The organism is Devosia sp., from assembly GCF_014860165.1.
Classification (GTDB): domain Bacteria; phylum Pseudomonadota; class Alphaproteobacteria; order Rhizobiales; family Devosiaceae; genus Devosia.
Genome location: NZ_JACZKG010000043.1, coordinates 173119 through 193795, shown reverse-complemented (window position 1 = coordinate 193795; position 20677 = coordinate 173119). Strand labels below are relative to the sequence as shown.

At 62.9% G+C, this 20677-nt stretch carries 23 protein-coding genes, 1 tRNA gene and 1 pseudogene; 16 read left to right on the top strand and 9 right to left on the bottom strand.

Annotated elements, in window-relative coordinates; all coding sequences use genetic code 11:
- Positions 1–50: 50 nt before the first annotated feature.
- The 3 genes from IH615_RS10545 to IH615_RS10535 all read left to right on the top strand — a co-directional run bounded on the left by IH615_RS10545 (position 51) and on the right by IH615_RS10535 (position 2707).
- On the top strand, positions 51–755 hold the full coding sequence (locus IH615_RS10545; protein ID WP_291361823.1) for a GntR family transcriptional regulator: 705 nt from the start codon (positions 51–53) through the stop codon (positions 753–755).
- 195 nt (positions 756–950) lie between these two features.
- Positions 951–1859: a transporter substrate-binding domain-containing protein gene (locus tag IH615_RS10540; RefSeq protein WP_291361822.1), complete on the top strand. Its 909-nt coding sequence runs from the start codon at positions 951–953 to the stop codon at positions 1857–1859.
- 65 nt (positions 1860–1924) lie between these two features.
- On the top strand, positions 1925–2707 hold the full coding sequence (locus IH615_RS10535; RefSeq protein ID WP_291361821.1) for an amino acid ABC transporter ATP-binding protein: 783 nt from the start codon (positions 1925–1927) through the stop codon (positions 2705–2707).
- Between the two features lie 220 nt (positions 2708–2927).
- Here the strand turns inward: IH615_RS10535 and IH615_RS10530 are convergent.
- The 4 genes and pseudogenes from IH615_RS10530 to map all read right to left on the bottom strand — a co-directional run bounded on the left by IH615_RS10530 (position 2928) and on the right by map (position 8318).
- Positions 2928–5233 (bottom strand): annotated as a pseudogene (locus IH615_RS10530) (hypothetical protein).
- 210 nt (positions 5234–5443) lie between these two features.
- Entirely contained in the window at positions 5444–6685 is a 1242-nt protein-coding gene (locus tag IH615_RS10525; RefSeq protein WP_291361820.1) for a site-specific integrase, read from the bottom strand.
- Between the two features lie 173 nt (positions 6686–6858).
- Positions 6859–7488 (bottom strand): DNA repair protein RadC, encoded by a 630-nt coding sequence (radC, locus tag IH615_RS10520; RefSeq protein ID WP_291361819.1) that lies wholly within the window; start codon positions 7486–7488, stop codon positions 6859–6861.
- Entirely contained in the window at positions 7488–8318 is an 831-nt protein-coding gene (map, locus tag IH615_RS10515) for a type I methionyl aminopeptidase (protein ID WP_291361851.1), read from the bottom strand. The genes radC and map overlap by 1 nt, the downstream gene beginning before the upstream one ends.
- Before the next feature lie 128 nt (positions 8319–8446).
- On the opposite strand from map, the gene IH615_RS10510 reads away from it, so the two are divergent.
- Together IH615_RS10510 and gpt are read left to right on the top strand one after the other, a co-directional pair.
- Complete coding sequence (locus tag IH615_RS10510; protein WP_291361818.1) at positions 8447–9220, top strand: molybdopterin-binding protein; 774 nt, start codon at positions 8447–8449, stop codon at positions 9218–9220.
- 192 nt (positions 9221–9412) lie between these two features.
- A complete protein-coding gene (gpt, locus tag IH615_RS10505) occupies positions 9413–9910 on the top strand; it encodes a xanthine phosphoribosyltransferase (RefSeq protein WP_291361817.1) in 498 nt (165 codons plus the stop codon).
- A gap of 267 nt (positions 9911–10177) precedes the next feature.
- Here gpt and IH615_RS10500 read toward each other — a convergent pair whose 3' ends face one another.
- Positions 10178–10978, bottom strand: coding sequence for a class I SAM-dependent methyltransferase (locus IH615_RS10500; protein ID WP_291361816.1), 801 nt, complete (start codon positions 10976–10978; stop codon positions 10178–10180).
- Positions 10979–11386: 408 nt separating this feature from the next.
- Between IH615_RS10500 and IH615_RS10495 the strand changes: the two genes are divergently transcribed.
- Positions 11387–11758, top strand: coding sequence for a hypothetical protein (locus IH615_RS10495; protein ID WP_291361815.1), 372 nt, complete (start codon positions 11387–11389; stop codon positions 11756–11758).
- A 413-nt stretch (positions 11759–12171) separates the two neighbouring features.
- Here the strand turns inward: IH615_RS10495 and IH615_RS10490 are convergent, their stop codons facing one another.
- On the bottom strand, positions 12172–13212 hold the full coding sequence (locus tag IH615_RS10490) for a zinc-dependent alcohol dehydrogenase family protein (protein WP_291361814.1): 1041 nt from the start codon (positions 13210–13212) through the stop codon (positions 12172–12174).
- A gap of 112 nt (positions 13213–13324) precedes the next feature.
- On the opposite strand from IH615_RS10490, the gene IH615_RS10485 reads away from it, so the two are divergent.
- The 4 genes from IH615_RS10485 (at position 13325) to IH615_RS10470 (ending at position 14952) form a co-directional block, all read left to right on the top strand.
- Positions 13325–14005, top strand: coding sequence for a L,D-transpeptidase (locus tag IH615_RS10485; RefSeq protein WP_291361813.1), 681 nt, complete (start codon positions 13325–13327; stop codon positions 14003–14005).
- Positions 14006–14186: 181 nt separating this feature from the next.
- Positions 14187–14272: transfer RNA gene (locus tag IH615_RS10480), tRNA-Leu, on the top strand.
- Between the two features lie 15 nt (positions 14273–14287).
- Positions 14288–14668: a RidA family protein gene (locus tag IH615_RS10475; RefSeq protein ID WP_291361812.1), complete on the top strand. Its 381-nt coding sequence runs from the start codon at positions 14288–14290 to the stop codon at positions 14666–14668.
- Positions 14668–14952: a hypothetical protein gene (locus IH615_RS10470; protein WP_291361811.1), complete on the top strand. Its 285-nt coding sequence runs from the start codon at positions 14668–14670 to the stop codon at positions 14950–14952. The genes IH615_RS10475 and IH615_RS10470 overlap by 1 nt, the downstream gene beginning before the upstream one ends.
- Here IH615_RS10470 and IH615_RS10465 read toward each other — a convergent pair.
- Entirely contained in the window at positions 14949–15608 is a 660-nt protein-coding gene (locus IH615_RS10465) for an RluA family pseudouridine synthase (RefSeq protein ID WP_291361810.1), read from the bottom strand. The genes IH615_RS10470 and IH615_RS10465 overlap by 4 nt on opposite strands.
- A 165-nt stretch (positions 15609–15773) precedes the next feature.
- Between IH615_RS10465 and IH615_RS10460 the strand changes: the two genes are divergently transcribed.
- Entirely contained in the window at positions 15774–15956 is a 183-nt protein-coding gene (locus tag IH615_RS10460) for a CsbD family protein (RefSeq protein ID WP_291361809.1), read from the top strand.
- 54 nt (positions 15957–16010) lie between these two features.
- Here the strand turns inward: IH615_RS10460 and IH615_RS10455 are convergent, their stop codons facing one another.
- On the bottom strand, positions 16011–16538 hold the full coding sequence (locus IH615_RS10455) for a dihydrofolate reductase family protein (RefSeq protein WP_291361808.1): 528 nt from the start codon (positions 16536–16538) through the stop codon (positions 16011–16013).
- Positions 16539–16656: 118 nt separating this feature from the next.
- Between IH615_RS10455 and IH615_RS10450 the strand changes: the two genes are divergently transcribed.
- The 5 genes from IH615_RS10450 (at position 16657) to IH615_RS10430 (ending at position 20088) form a co-directional block, all read left to right on the top strand.
- Entirely contained in the window at positions 16657–17193 is a 537-nt protein-coding gene (locus IH615_RS10450; RefSeq protein WP_291361807.1) for a methylated-DNA--[protein]-cysteine S-methyltransferase, read from the top strand.
- 8 nt (positions 17194–17201) lie between these two features.
- Positions 17202–18095 (top strand): CHAD domain-containing protein, encoded by an 894-nt coding sequence (locus IH615_RS10445; protein ID WP_291361806.1) that lies wholly within the window; start codon positions 17202–17204, stop codon positions 18093–18095.
- A gap of 3 nt (positions 18096–18098) precedes the next feature.
- Entirely contained in the window at positions 18099–18584 is a 486-nt protein-coding gene (locus IH615_RS10440) for a CYTH domain-containing protein (RefSeq protein WP_291361805.1), read from the top strand.
- Positions 18585–18619: 35 nt separating this feature from the next.
- Positions 18620–19393, top strand: coding sequence for a MerR family transcriptional regulator (locus IH615_RS10435; protein ID WP_291361804.1), 774 nt, complete (start codon positions 18620–18622; stop codon positions 19391–19393).
- A 119-nt stretch (positions 19394–19512) separates the two neighbouring features.
- Positions 19513–20088: a hypothetical protein gene (locus tag IH615_RS10430; RefSeq protein ID WP_291361803.1), complete on the top strand. Its 576-nt coding sequence runs from the start codon at positions 19513–19515 to the stop codon at positions 20086–20088.
- On the opposite strand, the gene IH615_RS10425 is transcribed toward IH615_RS10430, so the two are convergent.
- Positions 20072–20617, bottom strand: a complete 546-nt coding sequence (locus IH615_RS10425; RefSeq protein WP_291361802.1) for a gluconokinase — start codon at positions 20615–20617, stop codon at positions 20072–20074. The two genes, IH615_RS10430 and IH615_RS10425, sit on opposite strands and share 17 nt — an antisense overlap.
- Positions 20618–20677 lie beyond the last annotated feature (60 nt).

The window sequence follows — 20677 nt, the reverse complement described above, 5'->3', positions numbered from 1 at the left end:
TGTGACACACATTTGCGTATCCCGCCGCATATCCCGCTCATAGAAATGCCATGACAGTGACCCAGCCAGTCAGTACCGCTCCCAGTCCAAGCAAACAGCAACGGGCATACGAGTACATCAAGTTACGGATCGACCAGGGACTGTTTGCGCCCCGACAGCGACTGGTTCTGGATTCCCTGGCACGCGATCTAGAGATGAGCCAGGTCCCTGTGCGCGAGGCTGTTCGGCGTCTTGAGGCCGAGGGCCTCGTGACTTTCAGTACTAACTCCGGCGCCGAAGTGGCCGCGGCGGATCCCGCCTTATGGTCCCATTTGATGGAGCTGCTGGCACTGTTGGAGGGGTATGTTACCGGCGCCGCCGCCGTGAATATCCAGGCCGAAGATATCGCTAGGCTTCGTCAGATCAACCACGAGATGGAAGATGCCTTAGTGAAGCTCGACTTTGCCCGTTGGACTTCCGGCAACGACGCGTTCCACAGCACGATCAATGCCCGGTGCGGTAACCAGATCCTAGCCGATCAGATCGTCGAGATCCGCAAACGGCTGGCGACCATCAGCCGCTTTGTATTCCCCAGGACCGCTGCCGCCATCCTGCATACACTTGGGCCCGAAAGCGGTCGTGCGGCGCTTGAAAGCCATCAGTGGATCATCGAGGCGTTCGAGCAGGGGCGCTCGGCCAACGAGATAGAACTCCATTCGCGCCACCACATCGTGAAGCTGGCTCGTGACACCTTGAAATCGATCTCCGGGAACTAGAAAACCGGCTGTCGGCCTCCGACAAGCTCAGTTGACTTTCGTTAATATACGGAACATAGTTTGATATGCAAACGCACGCGGCGTAGCTTTCGGGTCAGGGGTGGGCTTGTGAACCAAGCGAAATCCGGAAGCAGGCCGACGTGGATCGCATATGATTTAGTATATGACTTCGGAATTCCTGATGGGAGAAAGTGAATGACGGACAATCACGCAGATAAACAGGCCACTACGCGTCGCAACGTTTTGACTGGAGGGCTGCTTGCTGGAGGAGCAGCGGCGCTCTTGATGGGCGCAGCCACCACGCCATCGGTCGCGCAGGCCGCCGAGGGTGAATCGATCCTGGACAAGGCCGTCCGCACCAAGAAGCTGATGGTGGGCGCCAGCCTCAAGTACCCGCCCAACATGTTCCTGAACGCCGACGGCAAGCCCGACGGTTACGAGATCGAGGTCATGCGTCGCATGCTCGGCGACATCACCCCGGATCTTGAAGTCGAATTCGTCGACATGGACTTCGGCCAGATGTTTCCCGCAGTGGAGACGGGTCGCGTCGATCTCATGACCATGGGAACCATCCTCCCGTCGCGGGCGCTGCGGGGCTGGTTTGCCGGATGCGCCGGCGCGTTCCAGCCGGTCTATGTCGTGTCCAAGGGCGGCACGGCAGCAGTGACCCAGGAACAGATGAATACCCCTGAGTTCAAGTTCGCCACGCTGCAGGGCAGTTCCCAGGAAGCCAAGATCAAGTCGCTCTATCCGAATGCGCAACTGGCCGTGTTTCCGGACCAGGCGGCGGCCCTCGGAGAAGTCATGACTGGCCGCGCGAACGCGACGCTTCAGTCACTGTTCACGATCGTCAACTCCAAGAAGCAGGGGGTCGACATCGCCTTGCTTAACGATGCACCGGCCTACGTCGATCACAACACCTATTTCCTGCCTGCTGGTGACATCAAACTGTACCACTATGTAACCACCTGGCTGCTGCACAACGCTGCGGGTGGAGAGTTGAACTCGCTCTTCCGCAAGCATATCGGTGCGGACGCAATTGCGGCGGGCCTTCCCTACATGGCTGTTGGCCCCGGCGGCGCGCCGATCACCTACACGGCCTAATCTCTTGAGGCCCGGTTCCGCACGGTCCCGGGCCTCGCACAAACGCCGATCGAAAGGTTTGCATCGTGGACACACCCGGCCCCATCGTCTCGCTCAAGTCAGTGAGCAAAGTTTTCCCCTCCCGCGGTGTGGCTGTCCATAAGGGATTGGACAACGTTTCGCTCAAGGTTGAGAAGGGTGAAGTCGTCGTTCTGCTTGGTCCCAGCGGATCGGGCAAGAGTACGCTGCTGCGCTGCGTGAATCTCCTCAACATTCCGAACGAAGGCACCGTTCAGGTCGGCAATGTCACCTGGCAGGCCAGTGCCGGCAGAAATGGGGATCGTCCCCAGGCGCGTACGCTACTGTCCCTGCGGCGGCAGGTCGGGATGGTCTTCCAGCACTTCAATCTTTTCCCCCATCTAACCGCGCGCGAAAACGTCATGTGCGGGTTGGTCCATAGCCAGGGCATGGCTAAGGACCAGGCGGGCGCGATAGCGGAAGCAGAGCTCGCCCGAGTGGGTCTCGCAGACAAAGTTGACAACTATCCCAGCCAATTGTCGGGCGGGCAGAAACAACGCGTCGCCATTGCTCGAGCCATCGCGACAAAGCCGATTGCAATGCTGTTCGATGAGCCGACTTCGGCTCTCGACCCCGAGTTGCGCGGCAGCGTGCTTTCGGTGATGCAGGATCTTGCCGCCGAAGGTATGACGATGATCGTCGTGACTCATGAACTGGGCTTCGCCCGCTCGGTGGGTAATCGCATCATCTTCATGGACCAGGGGCGGGCCATCGAGGATGGCGACGCCCGGGAATTCCTCGACAATCCCAAGACTGATCGCGCCCGCAAATTTCTCTCGGAAATTAACTAGCATCACGAAGACCAACGCGGTGTCGCGTTACCGGACCCGTGTGCCAGTTGCCGGTTCCCGCCACTGCTGTCGAATGCGAGCCGCGCGAGTGTTCCCACCCGTAGTCATCACCATTATGACGACCTAATTCGCACGGCAGCTTTCGGGAGCGTGCGAACGCGGCGTCAACGGCCGAAATGGGGCGCGAAGCGGACCATTGGCTCCCCTCAGATGCCTCTCGTCACGCTGCTTCCCAAACCCGATTGAGGATTCTCGCCGCGATTGCAGCTTTATCCTGAGGCAAGAAGCGCCCGTAGTGCTTGGCGACCATGTCCGGCGTGTCTTGGATTGCGTAGCTGGCCTGTTCATATGAACCGGTCTGCTTTAGGATGTGGGTCGCCAGTACATCGCGAACATTGTGCGGGCCATGCGGCAGCAAGCCCCGAATAGCGCCGCGCCGAGTGTAGGGATTGAAGATGCCATAGCGCTGGATAGTCAAGCGCCAGGCTTCGTAGAACGTGTTCTGGTTATAGGCCGCATCGGCGCTCGTCCGCTTGACCGACTTCACGAAGAACGTGCCGGGATCAACGGCCTCGCCGAGCAGGCGGGCCCGGTGCCGGTCGAGGTACGCCTCTATCATGTCGTAGAGCCCGGCCAGGTCAGGCAGCACCAGCCGGAAAGGCTTCGACCCGAAGAAGGAGGAGGTCGAGTTCTTGAAGGCGACAGCCGGAATCAAGACTTCCCAACCTTGCTCGCGATCGCTCCACCGCAGCTCGCCGCGCTTTTTCTCCTCGAGGTGACGCTCCGACGTCGGCATCCGTCCACGCGGACATACCAGGAGTTCCCGCAGGTTACGCTGACGCAGCCCGAGATGCATGCCGAGGCGAAGCAGCAGAAACGACCTGACGGCCTCTGCGGCCGCACGCGGAAAGCGACGCTCGTCCGGCATCAGGCGCACGATCTCCTCGGTGATCTTTCGGTATTCTCCCACCGGGCTATCGGACTCAAGCACCGGCAGAATTGGCTCGAAGGGGTCGCGGTGGATGCGCGCTACGCGCTGGATTTCCTTGATCCGGTGCCGGGCATGCTTGTGGAAATTCTCGCAGGCAGCGTCCCAGTCCTGTCGGACAACCTCGATGTCATGGTCGGATATCAAGCCCGGGATAGGTTTGAGGCGATCGGCCAGAGCCGGCGTCTGCCGTATCCATCCCGTGTCAGCTCGGGTCATGCCCAGGACCACGCTGAGCATGTCCACTTCCCATTTGGTGTAGAATCCCCGCCGGCGCTCGCGCCTTGCAGGTACCAGTCCCATACGGCTGGGAACACTAACATGGCAAAGCACAAGCTATCCAACGGTACGCCGCAGCCCTTGACCGTGCTTCGGGGATCGGAGGCTAACGAACCGAACATAAGGCTGAGGTGCTCGACCTTCTGCGACGCCGTCTCCTCGTTCCAGACGCCGTTACGCTGGAAACCAAACGCGGTCAGGGTCGCCGTCTTGAAGCGCAGGAGCTCGTGCATTTCCTGATCGAGCGCCGCCGGCGCATCTACTACCGCAGACACTAGTTCGGCATCGAGGTCGTTATGGTTGATATCCAGATTGTCGTTGGCGATGACCGCCTTGCGCTTACGCCCGAGAAAGGCGGAAAATCGCACGGCATATTTCTGCTTCATGGCCTCGGCCTGGTAGCGGCGGTAATCCGTCGATCCGGTGATGATGACGCGGCGCACCCAGGTCAGGATTTCTTCTTGCTCCCCTTTCGATCGGCTGAGGAAGTCGTCGGGTAGGTGCCACGCCAAGCGCCGCCGCTCATGTGCGGAAATTCCCTCGAGACCATGGCCGTATGTCGCCCGGCCTCGGTTCGGCATCTTTGATTTGAAGTAGCCCACGGGGAGTCTATAGCGGCGTTCGATCTTTGCCAGGACGGCTAGGCTCTGAACCGTGCGCGGCATCAACTGGCCAGTGCACCACTTCATCAGGGTTCGCTGGTCGCTAGCGTTGCCGTTGCTGTGCAAAGCCAGGAACAGATGCCGGACCGTGTCGCCGTGGCGCTGCATGTGCAGGATCAGGGCCTCGGACAGGGTCTCCGGCTCCTCCCATTCGGTCCACAGCGGCTCCGGGAATTCAACAATGACCTTCGGCTTCGGGCCTCGCTTCCTTGGCGCCGGCTTAGCTCCGGCGGCTAAGGGCAGGGCGCGCCGTCCCGATCGCGCTTTGGAGGTCTCTGCCCTCAGGATATCTTCCGGTGGTGTCCGAAGAGGCGGAGCGACGTCCTGCATAGCGATGGCACGCGATAAGGCATCAAAGACCGGCTGGAGCTGATGACGGGCAGCCTGGAGCCTTTCTTTCCCAACTCCGGCAGCGATGGCCACCTGCGCCCAGTCGATCCATCGGCCGCGATAGGGCGGGAAGGCGAGTAGCTCTAGGAGATCGGTGAGGTACCGGCACACCGCTACCCGTTCGCTTTCCTCGAGGACTTTCGCCAGGCGAAGGCGGCAGAAATCGGAGATCATCCTCGGGGTCAGGGCGGCTTTAGGCATTGGCATACGGCGTCCAAGATTTCGGGCGCGCACGCAATTGGCCGAGTCGACTTAAAAGAAACTTAAGCGACCGGGTACAGGCGTTCTGTAGCTACTGGTGACCTTCCTACGTTTCACTGGAAGTGCAGTCGGGGAGGCCGACGGTTGAAAAGGAGCGGCAAATCAGTCGGCAGGGAGGGGGCTGTGTCCATGGTTTCAGCAATGCGCCCATATCGGTTAGGCAGCCTGCTTGAACGTCTTCCGTGTGAGCAGCCTTCTAAGATATGCGTCCCATTTTTTCATGGCTGCCCTTTTCTCAGGCATATAGTTCCAGCGGTCATAGCTCTTCGAGCTGACGTCCTGCAGGGCATGGTTCTGCAGGCGATCGCGGATTTCCTTGGAGAGGCCGGCTTTGCCGGCCAAGGTTTTGAACGTCCTGCGGAGGTCGCGGTTGGTTGCGTAGGGAATGACGCCCCGGTCCCGCTGTCGCCAGACGAAGCTGTAAAGCGAGCCGTGGCCGACCGGCCTTGATGGATCGTGCGCCGATGGGAAATACCAGCCGTATTCGTTCGGCGTGATGGACCCGATGAGTTCGGCTGCCAATGATGGCACCGGCACAGCGTGCGGCTGATCGTTCTTGGTTCTCGACCAATCGATTATCTTTTCTGCCGCATCCCATTGATCGACATGGAGACGCGCGATCTCGTCAACACGCTGGCCGGTCAGCATGATGAGCTGGATCGCACGAGGGTAGGAGGGGTGTACCGGAACGTCGGGGCAGCCGAGCCACCAATAGAGACGGGAGAATTCGGTCTCGTCCAGCCATCGCGTGCCCCGCACCTTCGGCTCGGTCGGGATGGCCGATGCTGGATTGAACGGTATGCGGAACCGGCGCGGCGATGAGTTCCGATAGTCGTGTTCCGATTTCATGCCCCAGCTATAGGCGGCGTGGACATAACTTCTAACGTGGTCTGCCATGGAGCGGGCACCGCGCTCATAGATCGGACGGATCAACTCAACAATCTCTTCTGGGTCGATTTCACGGGCAAGGCGATGGCGGCCGAGGGTGTTGGCGATCTTGTTCAGACCCTTTTCTGTCTCCTTCCAGGAAGGTTTGCCCGCGGTCTTTAGGGCAGCCACATAGCCCCCGAATAGGTCCTCGACAGTTCCGGCGCGGGCGTCGGTCGCGATCTTGATGCTTCGGCCCTTCTGGATGACCTTGGCGAAGTCGCGCACGAATATCTCGCGCGCGGCGGCCAGAGACATTGATGGGTAGGAACCGATCTTCTTTTTGACGCGCTTCCCATCACGCCACTGTTGCGCCATCCAATCGGCGGTCACGCGCGTGGGCATAGGTTTCAGGACCAGGATGAGCCGGCCGGTGCCGTGCCCGTCGCCATCAACCAGCGTTTCCTGTTTGCCGCTTTGCTCGATTCGCTTGATCGCGGCGCGTATCTCTCCATCGGAGATTATCGGCATGGTGTTCTCCCCTGAGTTGAGAGTGGGCTTTGCCGACGGATGAGAAGTGGGGTTCAAACCCACCAAGAAAACAGGGTCGGCAGTTGGGGTCTGTTGGGGTTTTGATCCCCCGAAAGACACCCAGAATCTGCCACACCATCCGGGACTACGACAAGTCAAAAAATACAGCCGAATCAGTGTGATACAGCGTGATCCTGCGTGATAGAAATAGGCGTTTTGGGATGGTTGTGCACCAAAATCAAGGCCGTAGCTGACAGTTCCAGCGAGCGCTTGATCACTTCGCGCGGATAGACCGGCGTGTGGTCCACCGTGCCGGTCTGCTGCACCTCGTCGGCGATGAGCCGGTTCTTCTTGTCGAGGAACAGGATGCGGAATTGCTCGATCGACTGGAATGCCATCTGGCTGCGGCAATAGTCGATCAGTTGCGACCAGGATGACAATATCGGCTGCTCGGCGTCGATCCGATCGCGTCCGAAACGGGCCGCCACGGCCTGGATCACCTTGATATGCGCAATGCTGGTGTCGCCCAGTCCCTTGATCTTGGCGAGGCGCGCCTCGCTGGCGTTGAACACGCCTGAAAACGAGCCGAACTCGCGCAGCAGCGTCTTGGCGAGGCCCTTGGTATCCTTGCGCGGAATGACCAGCTGCAAAGCCAGTTCGAGCAGTTCGTAATCCTCCAGCGCGTCGCCGCCGACCTTGAGAAAGCGCTCGCGTACGCGCTGGCGGTGGCCGGCATGGTCGTCAATATCGGCCTCGGGAGCCGGGAAGGGGGCCTCGGCGAGTTCGTCGGGCCGCTCGCTCATCATGCCGCCCGCGCGGCCATGGGGTTGAACAGGCCCGCCGGCGACAGGGTGAAGATCTCGCAGCCGGTTTCGGTGATGCCGATCGAGTGCTCGCATTGCGCCGAGAGCGTGCGGTCGCGGGTCACGGCCGTCCAGCCGTCGGAGAGGATTTTCACATGCGGCCGGCCCAGATTGATCATCGGCTCGATGGTGAAGATCATGCCCGGCTTGAGCGGTACGCCCGTGCCCGGGGTGCCGAAATGCATGATGTTGGGTTCGTCGTGGAAGAGCTTGCCCAGCCCGTGGCCGACGAAATCGCGCACCACGCTCATGCGCTCGGCTTCGGCCACCGCCTGGATGGCGGCGCCGATATCGCCGGTGGTGTTGCCCGGCTTGGCCGCCGCAATGCCGGCGTCGAGGCCGGCATAGGTGATCTCGATCAGCCGCTCGGCCTTGCGCGAAATTTCGCCCACCGGGTACATGCGGCTCGAATCGCCATGCCAGCCATCCACCACCAGCGTCAGGTCGATATTGACGATATCGCCCTCGCGCAAAGGCCGTTCGTCGGGAATGCCGTGGCAGACCACGTGGTTGATCGAGGTGCAGAGCGAGTGGCGATAGCCCTTGTAGAAAATCGTCGCCGGCACGGCGCCGTTGTCGCGGGCGAATTCATAGGCGATCTGGTCGATCTTGGCGGTGGGCACGCCCGGCTCGACGAACTCGGTCAGAATATCGAGCGCCTGCGCCGTCAGCGCCCCGGCCTTGCGCATGCCCTCGAAGCCCTCGCTGCCATGCAGCGGAATGACGCCGGGGGTGCGGCGGGCTTTGGCGGGGGCGTCGACGAAGGTGATCATAAGGGACTCCGGGGAAGTTCCCTCAAATTAGTCGCTCGGCCCGCATATTGGAAGGGCAGTGCCCTTGCTTGACGGCGATATCGCCCGGGTTCATTGCTGACGGACGCAAGCCACGGAATCCATTCATGTCTGCAGATACTGTCACTGCCGGTCTTCTGGTGATCGGCGACGAAATCCTCTCGGGCCGCACCAAGGACGTCAATATCGGCGCCACCGCCGATTTCTGCACCGATCTGGGCATCGAGCTCAGGGAAGTGCGCGTGGTCAGCGACGTAACCGACGATATCGTCGAAGCCGTCAACGCCCTGCGCGCCCGCTACACCTATGTCTTCACCACCGGCGGCATCGGCCCGACCCATGATGACATCACCGCCGATGCCATCGCCAAGGCGTTCGGCGTGGCCCTGCCGATCAATCCGGAAGCCCGGGCCATGCTGGAAACGCGCTGGAAGCAGACCGGCACCGAGGTCAACGAGGCGCGCCTGCGCATGGCGCGCATCCCCGAGGGCGCCTCGCTCATCGTTAATTCGGTCAGCGCCGCCCCCGGCTTCCGCATCGGCAATGTGCATGTGATGGCCGGCGTGCCCGTCATCATGCGCTCCATGCTCGAAGCTATCCTGCCCACGCTCAAGGGCGGAAAGAAGGTGCTGTCGGTGGCCATCAAGGCGGCGGTGGGCGAGGGGACCATTGGCGGCCCGCTCGGCGCCCTGCAGGAGCTATATCCCGATGTGAAGATGGGCTCCTATCCGCAAATGGGCCACGACCGGGTGATGACCGAGCTGGTGCTGCGCTCGTCCGACGCCGCGCGCCTCGAGGAAGCCGCCGGCAAGGTGCGCGAAATGGTCAAGGAAGCCCACCGCAAGGCCAATCTCGAAATGCCGGACGAGGAAGCCTATTAGATAAGGCCTTGGTCGCCAGCCACCGGCCGTCACCCTCGGGTCAAGCCCGAGGGTGACGATCGCGAGTAAACGTCAAACGGCGGCAGCTGGGCATAATTGCACGCAGACATTGGCGCGGACCCTTGGGTTTGCTAAGCACGGGCCTTTCCGAATTCACCGCGGCGCGGGGCAGCGCCGGCGAAGGAGCCCATCTTGAGCAATCCCAACCAGAAGTCCTTCCCCGTTACCTGGGACCAGTTTCACCGCGATAGCCGGGCCCTCGCCTGGCGCCTGGCCGGCATGGGCACCTTCGACGCCGTGGTCGCGATCGCCCGCGGCGGCCTCGTCCCCGCCGCCATCGTGGCGCGCGAGCTCAATATCCGCACCGTCGAGACCGTGGCCGTCAAAAGCTATGACCACCAGAACCAGGGCGGCATCCAGGTGCTCAAGCCCATCAGCCAGCCCATCCTCGACATCGCCAAAAATGGCGGCAAGGTGCTGATTGTCGACGACCTCGTCGATACCGGCTCCACCGCCCGCGTCGTCCGCGAAATGCTCCCCGGCGCGCATTTTGCCACTGTCTATGCCAAGCCCAAGGGCCGCGAGCTGGTCGATACCTTCATCACCGAAGTCAGCCAGGACACGTGGATTTTCTTCCCGTGGGATCTGGATGTCGCCTATGTGGCGCCGATCAGTGGCGGGACGGACTGAGGCAAGGCTGCGGCGGACTCCGTTCGTCACCCTGGGGCCTGCAAGCGCGGCTTTGGGGTGGATAACTGCCATGCCGATAACCAACTGCCAACGGCAGCTAAGCGCCAGAACCAGCCGTTCGCAACGATCTGCCTCGCCAATCGCCAACATTCGGAGGATGATCGTGCTCATCACCGAATTTACACAAGCCGCTCGGATCGAGCGAGCGCGCGGCTCGGTGCGATACGTCAGAGCCATCCAAAGGGAGGTGCTAAGTACAGCAGGCCTTCACGGGACAATGCCGCGGCAAGCCCATGCCACACTGGCGAAGGAACGCGGACCATCTGGTCTGCCACACTCGTACGCATCGCGAACCGCGGCGGTCACTCGATTGAGTTCCCCTGCTTCTAGTTGGCCAACAAACCTGCCAAGTGGCCCTTCACCAGCAGCGATGGGTGCCCACAGGTCGTCGAAGTCTCGGTAGTCCATGCGTATCATCAGCTGGTCTTCGGCGACGTCCCTCAGCCCCTGCTCGACGAACGCTTGCTTCATTTCGCCGGGTTGCATCATCGGCTGAAAGACGTAGCGGTTGCGAAGCTGTCGGCCACCCTCCGATAGCATTGCGACAGTGTCCACGATCATGCGCATCCCGGGCATGCCACCAAGATGGTCCCACACGACCGCCGCAACGACGCCGCCTGGCCTGGCGACCCGACGCATTTCTCTGATGGCCAACGGCGCGTCCGGCACAAAGTGCAAGACCAGCATCGCCATCACTCGATCGAATGTCCGATCCCCAAATGGTAATGCAGTGGCGTCTGCCTGTTCGATCGTCACACGGGGATCGGTATTGCGCTGCCTCGCCGCCTCTACAAACGCTGGAGCGTAGTCGATGGCGCGGATCTCGATCGGCTCGCCTCGCGCTGCGAGCTCAAATGTCAGGCTGCCCGTACCACAACCGACATCGAGCAGTTTCTCACCGGCTGCGAGCCCCGCAAATTCGACGAATGCCGGCGCCAACTTACGACTCCAGCGCCCCATGAGTTGCTCGTAGCCAGAGGCCTCGTGCACGGTGAATGTGGATGCCATCGTAACCTCCTCGGATTATCTCGAACGGGCTCAAGCAAGTTAGAACACGACACGCATCGCGCCAAGACGCGACGGCCGCCATCCCGTGTTGGCTGGATCGACGGTAGTTGAGAACCAGTACACCGCGTTGGCATCTCGCTTGGACGTCCTGGCCGAGCGCCTTTGGCGGCGCTGGGAGGCTCTATGCGGACCGGCGGGCTAGTTTGGCGAGCTACTGCGCCAAGTTGTGGGATCGGCCCGTGTTCTGCCCCGCTGGCCTTTGAGGTCCGCTTGGGACCAGAAGCGGTCATCCCGAGAGCGAAGCGCCAATGGCCGGAATGGGGTCGAAAGCGGAAGTTTCTGCTTCTAGGCTGGATACTTGTCCCCTGCCTTCGCCTTGGCCGCATTCTGTGGCCAAAGGAGAACAGCATGGTCGACATCATTTCCTACACCAAGGTCATCGAACACGAACGCCTGCTGGAGCGGCTGGGCGATCTGCGCGACGTGGCGGCGACGGCATGCCGCGAGGCGCCCGACCTGCCGGCCAGCCCGACGCTGGTCTTCACCGCAGCCGCCCTGCTCGGCGACATCTACCGGCTGGTGTCGCGCGAGCCGGGCGCCCGTGCGCTTGCTCGCCTCGACCGGCGGCAACAACTCAGCCATCGCGAACTGGTCGCCCTGCTGCGCGATGCGCGCCTCGTGCTCGACGGCTTTGCCTGGAACCATCGCGACCACGACGCCCACTATGGCGACGGGTGGCTGACCTATGAAGGCATCGAGGAGTTCCGGCAGTCCCGTTGAAAAGTTATCCCCGTAGTCTCATCCTGCTTTAGACTCGCTCCCATTCCCGCCGCTCACGCGGTGCCGACGAAGCATCGGGCGGGAGGACTGGCAGCCGGGGTCGCCCGGCGCCTGCGTGGACGCTGACCACCGGCCGGCTTGGCTTGTGGGGGACTGCGGGTTTCGTGCGCCGCAAGGCGTGCGAAATGTCCAGGATGGCTTCGGCCTCGCTGGCAACCGCCCCGTCAGCTGTGCCCAACCCCAGAATGATGGGTGGCCGCTCGATGCGTGCGCAGGAAAAACCAGCTCGTGTGAAGCGGCTTTCGCCTCTTCTAACTACCAAACAGGCGGCGCAAGCCGTCGGGGCGAAAGCCGCTTCGCATCGTGAACCCGCGACGCCTCAGGGCGGGGCGGCGCCTTCTGCTGTCCAGATGCTAAAATGTCGTGATCACAGTCGCTCCGACCGACTGGAACTTGTCCATGGCCATCAATGCCTCGGGGGCCTGGGCCAGGCTGATGCGGCGGCCGACCAGGCGCGAGGGAGACAGCTTGCCCGAGCCGATCATGTCCAGCATGGCGCCATAGCGATGCGCCTGCATGCCGTGGGAGCCGAGGATTTCCAGTTCCTTGCCGATGATCCTGGCCATGGGCACCTCGGGCGTCGTGTGATCGCCCAGCATCAGGCCGACCTGCACATGCTTGCCGCGCGGGCGCAGGTTGAGGATCGAGTTGAAACAGGTGACGGGATGGCCGAGCGCATCGAGCGACACATGCGCGCCGCCCCGGGTCAGCTCGATCACCGCTTCGGGCACGTTGGTGCCAGCGGCGCCGTTGATCGTGTGCACCGCGCCCAGTTCCCGCGCCAGCGCGAGCTTAGCCTCGTCGATATCGATGGCGATGACATTGGCGCCAACGGCGCTGGCAATCATCACCGCCGAAAGGCCCACGCCGCCGCAGCCATGGACTGCAACCCACTGTCCCGCCGACACCTTGCCCTGATCGACGATGGCGCGGAAGGCGGTGGCAAACCGGCAACCCAGGCTTGCCGCGGTGGCAAAATCGATATGCTCGGGCAGAGCCACCAGGTTGAGATCGGCCCGGTGGATGCCGACATATTCGGCAAACGACCCCCAATGGGTGAAGCCGGGCTGCTCCTGGTGCAGGCAGACCTGCTGGTGCCCGGCATGGCATTCCGGGCACGCCCCGCAACCACAGATGAAGGGCACAGTGACCCGGTCGCCGACCTGCCAGTTGCGCACATCCTTGCCCACCGCCTGGACCACGCCGGCCAGTTCGTGGCCGGGGACATGGGGCAGGACGATATCGGTATCGTGGCCCATCCAGCCATGCCAGTCACTGCGGCAGACGCCCGTCGCCTCGACCTTGAGCACCACGCCATGCGGCTCCGGCGTCGGGTCATCGAGCGTCGTGATCCGGGGGCGCTCCTGGAATTTCTCGAACAGGACGGCTTTCATGGCGCTGATCTCCTCGCACGGCTATCTAGCCCGTCCACCGACCCAGCACCAGACTTGCCAATCGCCTCCCGCGGGGCCAATCTCCGCCCGTCAGGTAACGGGAGGTTGACGCATGGACCATGGGATCACCACGAAGGGCGCGTCGCGCTCTGGCCTTATCGGCCGCCGTTCATTCCTCGCCGGCTCGCTCGGCCTCGGCGCGCTGGCGCTGGCCGGCTGCGCCTCATTGGGGCCCGGCATGAGCATGGCCGAGGCGGAGCGGGTCTATGGGCCGCTGCCCGACGAGCGCTTCCCGGTTCCCGCCGTCAATGTCAACAAGCTCAATCCCAAATATATGCGCCGCACCGTGCGCTATGACAGCAAGGAAGCGGCGGGCACGATCATCGTCGATCCGCGCAATTACTATGTCTATCGAATCGAGGGCGATGGCATGGCCACCCGCTATGGCGCCAATGTCGGCCGGGCCGGGTTCTTGTGGAACGGCGACGCCTATATCGGCCGCAAGGCCGAATGGCCGGTCTGGACCCCACCCCGCGAGATGATCCAGCGCCAGCCCGAAGTGGCCCAATATGCCGGTGGCATGCCCCCCGGCCTGGGCAATCCCCTCGGCGCCCGCACGCTCTACCTCTACCAGGACGGCAAATACACGCTCTACACCCTCTACAGCACCATCATGCCCGAGACGATCGGCAAGGGCGTCACCAGCGGCTGCGTGGGCCTGCTCACCCAGGACATGATGGACCTCTATGACAAGACGCCGGTGGGTACGAAGGTCGTGGTGCTGAAGGCGTAGGGCAGCAGGGGCCTGGCAGCTCTTGCGGCCGCAGAGCCTCGGTTGCTGTCGGGCGATTTGCTGACGATCTGCAATGGCCGCGTGGCTGGATCGGAGCTTCCCCCGGGAAACGATTGGCAAACCGAGGTGCCTGTCCAACAGCGTTGGCAGGCGTCAGGGGGCGTGCTACCTGCGGACCGACGCGGGCGTGATGGAATGGTAGACATACCGGACTTAAAATCCGGAGGGGGTATCCCCGTGCGGGTTCGAGTCCCGCCGCCCGTACCAGATTTGGGGAGCTCCATGATCGAGAAGATCGAAACCGGCATCGCGCCATCGTCGGCGCCTATCAGTGACGCGGTGCGGGCAGGCAAGCAGGTCTGGCTGGTCGCCATTGCCGAAGACCCTGATACCGGCGAGATCGTCGGTGGCGGCATCGAGGCGCAGGCGCGGCGCTGCATGCAAAATCTCGAAATCGCCATCAAGGCTGCCGGTGGGACGCTGGCCAACCTGGTGATGGTCAACATCTACCTGATCGATCGCGCCGATGCGGCCGGGATGAACGCGGTCTATCGCGAGTTCTTCACGGCGCAGCCCTATCCGGTGCGAGCGACAGTGGTGGTCAAGGAATTGCTGGCCGATGGCCTCCTCATCGAGATGACGGCGCAGGCGGTGCTGGACTGATGCTGCTCAAGCTCGAACTTCTCGAAGCGATCGAGGCAGGCAAGGTGGACCTGGTGTTCCGGCGCTGGAGCCGGCCCAGCGTCAAGCCGGGCGGCACGCTCAAGACCAGGCTGGGCGTGCTGTCGATCGGGGCGATCACCGACATGGACCCCGATGCGGTGACCGAGGCCGATGCCAAGCGCGCCGGCTTTCTGGACGTCGCCGATTTCCGCAAATGGCTGGATACGATGAAGCCGGGCCATCTGTTCCAGCGCATCGAGGTTCGATTTGCCGACGAAACCTAGAACGGCGTCGGCGCCACGAAAGTCATGAACTCGCCCTTCGTGGGATGGGTCAGGCCCAGTTCGGCGGCGTGGAGCTGTAGCCGGTCGGCGGCGGCAAAGGCTTCCGGATCGGCATAAAACGCATCGCCCAGAATCACATGGCCGATGGCCTTCATGTGGACCCTGAGCTGGTGAGTGCGGCCGGTCAGCGGGTGGAGGCGGACGCGGGTGGCATTTGCCTCGCGCTCGATCACCGTCCATTCGGTCTGGGCAGGGCGGCCGTTTTCGTGGTCGACGCGCTGGCGCGGCTTGTTTTCCCAGTCGGTGGCGAGGGGCAGGTCGACCAGGCCCGTATCGGCCTCGATGATGCCGGCGACGCGGGCGATATAGGCCTTGGTGGTCTTGCGATGCTCGAACTGGCTGCCGATGCGCCCATGGGCGCGCTTGTTCAGCGCGAGGACCAGGACGCCCGAGGTGTCCTTGTCGAGCCGATGGCACATGCCGGCCGTGGGCCAGGTCTGGCGCGCCCGATATTCGACGCAGTCCCACAGCGAAGGGTCCTTGCCCGGCACGCTCAGCAGCCCGCTCTGCTTGTCCACCACCAGCATGTCATCGTCCACGTAGAGGACGTTGAGATAGGGGTCGAGCGGCGGGAAATAGTTGACGAGGGTGGGCATGGGACCGGGCATGGGCGCCGTTTAGCAGAAGGCGGGCGGTTTGACCAACGCTGCGCGGAGGCGGGTTTGGGCCGTAGCCGTTTTCTTCGGCAGGACGGATATTTTGCGGAACGCCCCCGGCACTGGACCATTGTGTCTGCAACACCAACACAAGAGGAGGCTTTCATGCACAAGGATGAAGTCAAAGGCGTCGGCAAGCAGGTCAAGGGCGCGCTCAAGGACGCCGCCGGTGGTCTCACCGGCGATGAGCGCCTGCAGGCCGAAGGCAAGCTCGACAAGGCTGTTGGCAAGGTCCAGCAGAAGGTCGGCGAAGCCAAGGACAATGCACGCGACGCGCTCAAGCACTGAGCCGCACGCCAGACATGAAGGAAGGGCCGTCCCGCGGGACGGCCCTTCTGCATGTCAGCCGAAGCGGTAATGCAGGCGGGCACAGACCGGATGCAGCATCTTGGCCGAGATCAGCCTGGGCGAAGCGCGCAGGCCCGTCGGCGGAAACAGCGGAATGCCGCCGCCGATGATCTCGGACATGACGTAGATCTCGATTTCGTCGAGCGCGCCGCGTTCCATGAAGGCCATCTGCAGCTTGCCGCCACCGAGCATCCAGACATCGCCATCGTCCAGGGCACGCAGTTCGGCGATAAGGCTATCGATGTCGGACCGCGTTTCGAGCGGCCCCTTGGGGTTGTCGATGGGGTGGGAGGTGACGACGATGACGCGCTTGCCGTCATACTCCCAGGCGCCGGGATAGCGGGCAATCCACTCATAGGTGGTGCGGCCCATGACGACGGTGCGGATGGTCTTTATGAAGGCGCGGTAGTCATGCTCGCCCAGGTTGAGATCGGGCTGCTGGGTGAGCCAGTCGAGATTTTCGTCCGCGGTGGCAATGAAGCCGTCGAGGCTGGTGGCGATGTAACCGACGATCCTGGCCATGGGGATACTCCTGCAGCTTGAGACTGGACGGATATGTCCCGCACTGAGCTGACAGCATCTGTCAGCAGTCGCCGTGCTGGCTCTGGAATGTGACAGGATCGGGCCGTAAGGTTGGCGCATGGAAACCATGGTGTTCGATACGGCGCTGGGGGCGTTTGGCATTGGCTGGACCGATGCCGGCGTGGCGCGCCTGCAATTGCCGGGCACCGACCGAGCGGCACTGCTGGAGCGGATCAATCGCGATGGTGCGCAGGCGGGCGAGCCGACGCGGGCCATCGAGGCCGTCATCAACCAGATCGAGGACTATGCGGCGGGTGAGGCTGTCGACTTTTCGGCCGTGCCGCTCGATCTCGAAAAGGTGCCTGAGTTCAACCGCCGGGCCTATACGCTGTTGCTTCGAGTCGGCTGGGGCGAGACGACGACCTATGGTGCCCTGGCGCGACAGCTTGGCGATGTGGCGCTGTCGCGGGCGGTGGGCGCCGCGATGGGCGCCAACCCCATTCCGTTGATCATTCCCTGCCACCGGGTGCTGGCCAGCGATGGCAAGGCGGGCGGGTTTTCGGCGCCGGGTGGGGCCGAGTCCAAGCTGCGCATGCTGGCGCTCGAAGGCGTGTCGGTGGGTGCGCCGGCCGGCCAGATGGCATTCGGTTTCTAGGGCGGCACATGGGATTTGAGTTCACCCATCGAGGCGGCATCGAGAGACAGGTGCGCAGCATTGCCCGCGAGCAGATCGACAAGGCATTGCTGGAATGCGGCCAGGACGGCGCAGAGTTCGGCAAGCTCGTGCATGGGTTGCGCCGCCGCTGCAAGAAGCTGCGTGGCCTTGTGCGGCTGATCGAGCCGCACTTCAAGCAGTGGAAGCAGGAGAACCGGGCATTCGGGGATGCCGCCGACGTGCTCTCGGGCACGCGCGACGCGGCAGTGCAGGTCGAGACATTTGCCCATGTGCTGGCATTCGATGCCAGACGTGACAGCGGTGCGCGCATCGATGCCGAGCATGGTGCGGCGCTGATGCAGTGGCTGGAAAGCGGACTTGGCCAGGCGCCGGCGGCAGCGGAGCGGGCCCGTTTGCCGGCCGATTTTGCTACGCTGCTCAAGGCTGCCAGGAAACGCACCAAGGACTGGTCGCTCTCGGGGCGGGGCTTCGATCAGATCGGGGATGGCCTCGAGCGCACCTATCGGCGCATGCGCGATGGGCTGGCGAGCGTCGAGGCCGCGCAAACGGCTGAGGCGCTGCACGCATGGCGCAAGGACTGCAAGTATCACTGGCACCATGTGAGTCTGCTGCTGCCTACGGCGCCCGACCTGTTGCGGTCACGCAAGGCCGCCATCGACCGCTTGGGCGAAATGCTCGGCGATCACCATAACCTCGCCGTGCTCGACGAAACCCTGGCCACGCACGACGCCGTCGCCACGGCTCGGGAGGTGATTGCGGAGCGGCAGGCGGTGCTGGCATTCGATGCCCTGGAGCTGGGACGGCAACTGACCGCGGAGAAGCCGACCAAGCTGCTCGACCGGTTCGAACAATACTGGTCACTGCTGCCGGGGAGGAGCTGAACCATGGCCGAGGAGATCGAACGCAAGTTCCTGGTGGTTTCGGACAGCTGGAAGCAGGGCGTCACATCAAACAAGCTGTTGCGACAGGGCTACCTCTCATCCAATGCCAAGGCGACCGTGCGGGTGCGGACACGCGACGACAGCGAGGCGATGGTGACCATCAAGGGTGCAGCGCGCGGCCTGTCGCGGGCGGAATACGAGTATGACGTGCCGATAGAAGACGCGCGGGAAATGCTCGCCATGGCGGAGCCGCATGTGCTGCAGAAGCGGCGGCATATCGTGCCCTTCGCGGGCCTCACCTGGGAGGTCGATGTGTTCGAAGGGCGCCATGCGGGGCTGGTGATCGCCGAGGTCGAACTGGAGCATGAGGCCCAGCATGTGGAACTCCCCGACTGGGTCGGGGCCGAGGTGACGCATGACGATCGCTACTTCAATGCAAGCCTGTCGCGCGCCAGCGCACCTCCAGGTGTTGACCCTGACGCGACGTGAGGGACTATCGCTCTGTCTTGCGGAGGCGTGGACAGATGAAGACCTATACCGTCAATCAATTAGCGCAGCTTGCCGGCATCTCGGTGCGGGCGCTGCATCATTATGACGAAATCGGCCTGCTGAAGCCCGCGTTTACTGGTGACAATCGCTATCGCTATTACGGCGAAGAGGAATTGCTGCGCCTGCAGCAGATCCTCATCCATCGGGAGCTCGATATTCCGCTCGCGGAGATCGGAGCCATTCTCGATGCGCCCGGCTTCGACAAGCTGGCGACGCTGCAAAAGCAGCGCGAGCGGCTGGAGGAGCAGGCGAAGCGATACGCCAGGATGGTCAAGACGATCGACCGCACGATCGCCAGACTGAAAGGAGATCGCGCCATGAAGGACGCGGATTTGTATTCGGGCGTGGTATCGCCCGAGAAGCAGGCGGAGTACGAGGCCTGGCTGGTCGAGCACTATGGCTCCGATATGGAAGTGCAGATCGAGCATAGCCGCAAGGCCATGTCCGAGATGAGCCAGGACGAAATAGCGGCCGCGATGGCCGAGCTGGAGGCCGTGGAGCAGGGGCTGGCCGAGGGCCTGCGGCGCGGGATACCGCCGCAGGCGACTAGTCTTGACCTCATGATCGAGCGGCACCGCGCCTGGGTCGGGCGGTCCTGGGGCAGGGATTGCGCGCCCGAGGCCTATGCCGGGTTGGCTGACATCTACGAGCACCCGGACTTCCGCGCCCGTTACGAGGCGATCGAGCCCGGCTTCGCCGACTATCTCACCTCCGCGATGCGGTCCTGGGCGAAGCGGCAGGCGGATTGAGGGCAATGAACGGAGCGCCGGCGTGACAGGCCGGCGCTCCAACGCTATGGGTGGCGCATGACCTGGCCAGGAGCGGTGTTCTGCCGTGCCGATAGTCGCTGTCCCAACGGAGAATGCCCATGCTGATCAACGCAGACGATTTTGAGGCGATCAGGTCAGGGCGGGTGGACACGGCGTTTCGCCGCTGGATTCGGCCGACGGTCAAGACCGGGGGTACGCTCACCACGGCTGCCGGGGTGCTGGCGATCGATGCGGTGGATGTCATCGCGCTGAACGCGGTGACGCAGGAGGATCTCAAACGCGCCGGCTTTGACGGGCGGGACGATCTCGACGCCATGCTGGGTGACCGCAAGGGAACGCTCTACCGCATTCGCCTGCACTATGAGGGCGAGGACCCGCGCGTGGCGCTACGGGAAAGCGCGGCGCTTTCGGATGCGGATGCCCAAGCCATCGGCCAGACGCTGAGCCGGATGGACGGCGGCACGCCCTGGGTCCGCCGGACGCTGGAATTGATCGCTCAGAACCCCGGCCATTCGGCACAGGAACTGGCGGCGACGCTGGGTGTCGAAAAGCTCAAGTTCAAGAGCAATGTGCGCCGGCTCAAGGCGCTGGGGCTGACCGAGAGTCTCGATGTCGGCTATCGCCTGTCGGCGCGCGGTCAGGCCTGGCTTGATCGGCCTATTGCCAGCGCTTGAAGGTCTTGAGGTGATCGAGTGACTTGATTGCCGTCTGGGTGATCTTGTCGACGCTGTCGATCACCGGCACGACGAGAACATTCTCGAGCGCCGGGTCAGGCACTTCCAGTGTGGCGAACTGACTTTCGAGAAGGCTGGTGGGCATGTATTCGTGCTTCCGCTTCGCCATGCGCTCGCCGATAACTTCCCGCGAGCCTTCCAGGTAGACGAAGAGGATCGGTTCGCCCGCTTTCTCGGTGAGGAAATCGCGGTAGACGCGGCGCAGGGCGGAACAGGCCCCGACTGCGGCGCCCTTTTTGTCGGCAGCCTCGTGGAGGGCCAGCGCAAGCCGCTCCAGCCATGGCCAGCGGTCCTCATCGGTCAGGGGAATGCCGGCGCGCATCTTTTCGACATTGGCATCGGGATGGTAGCCGTCACCGTCGAGAAACGGCACATGCAGCCGCCGGGCGATGGATTGACCGACCGTGGATTTGCCGGACGAGCTGACGCCCATGACGATGATGATGCGGGCGGGGATCAGCGACGACATGAAAGATGGCTCCCATTCATTTGCAGGGACTGGCGGCTGTGGCGGTGAATACCGGCTGAA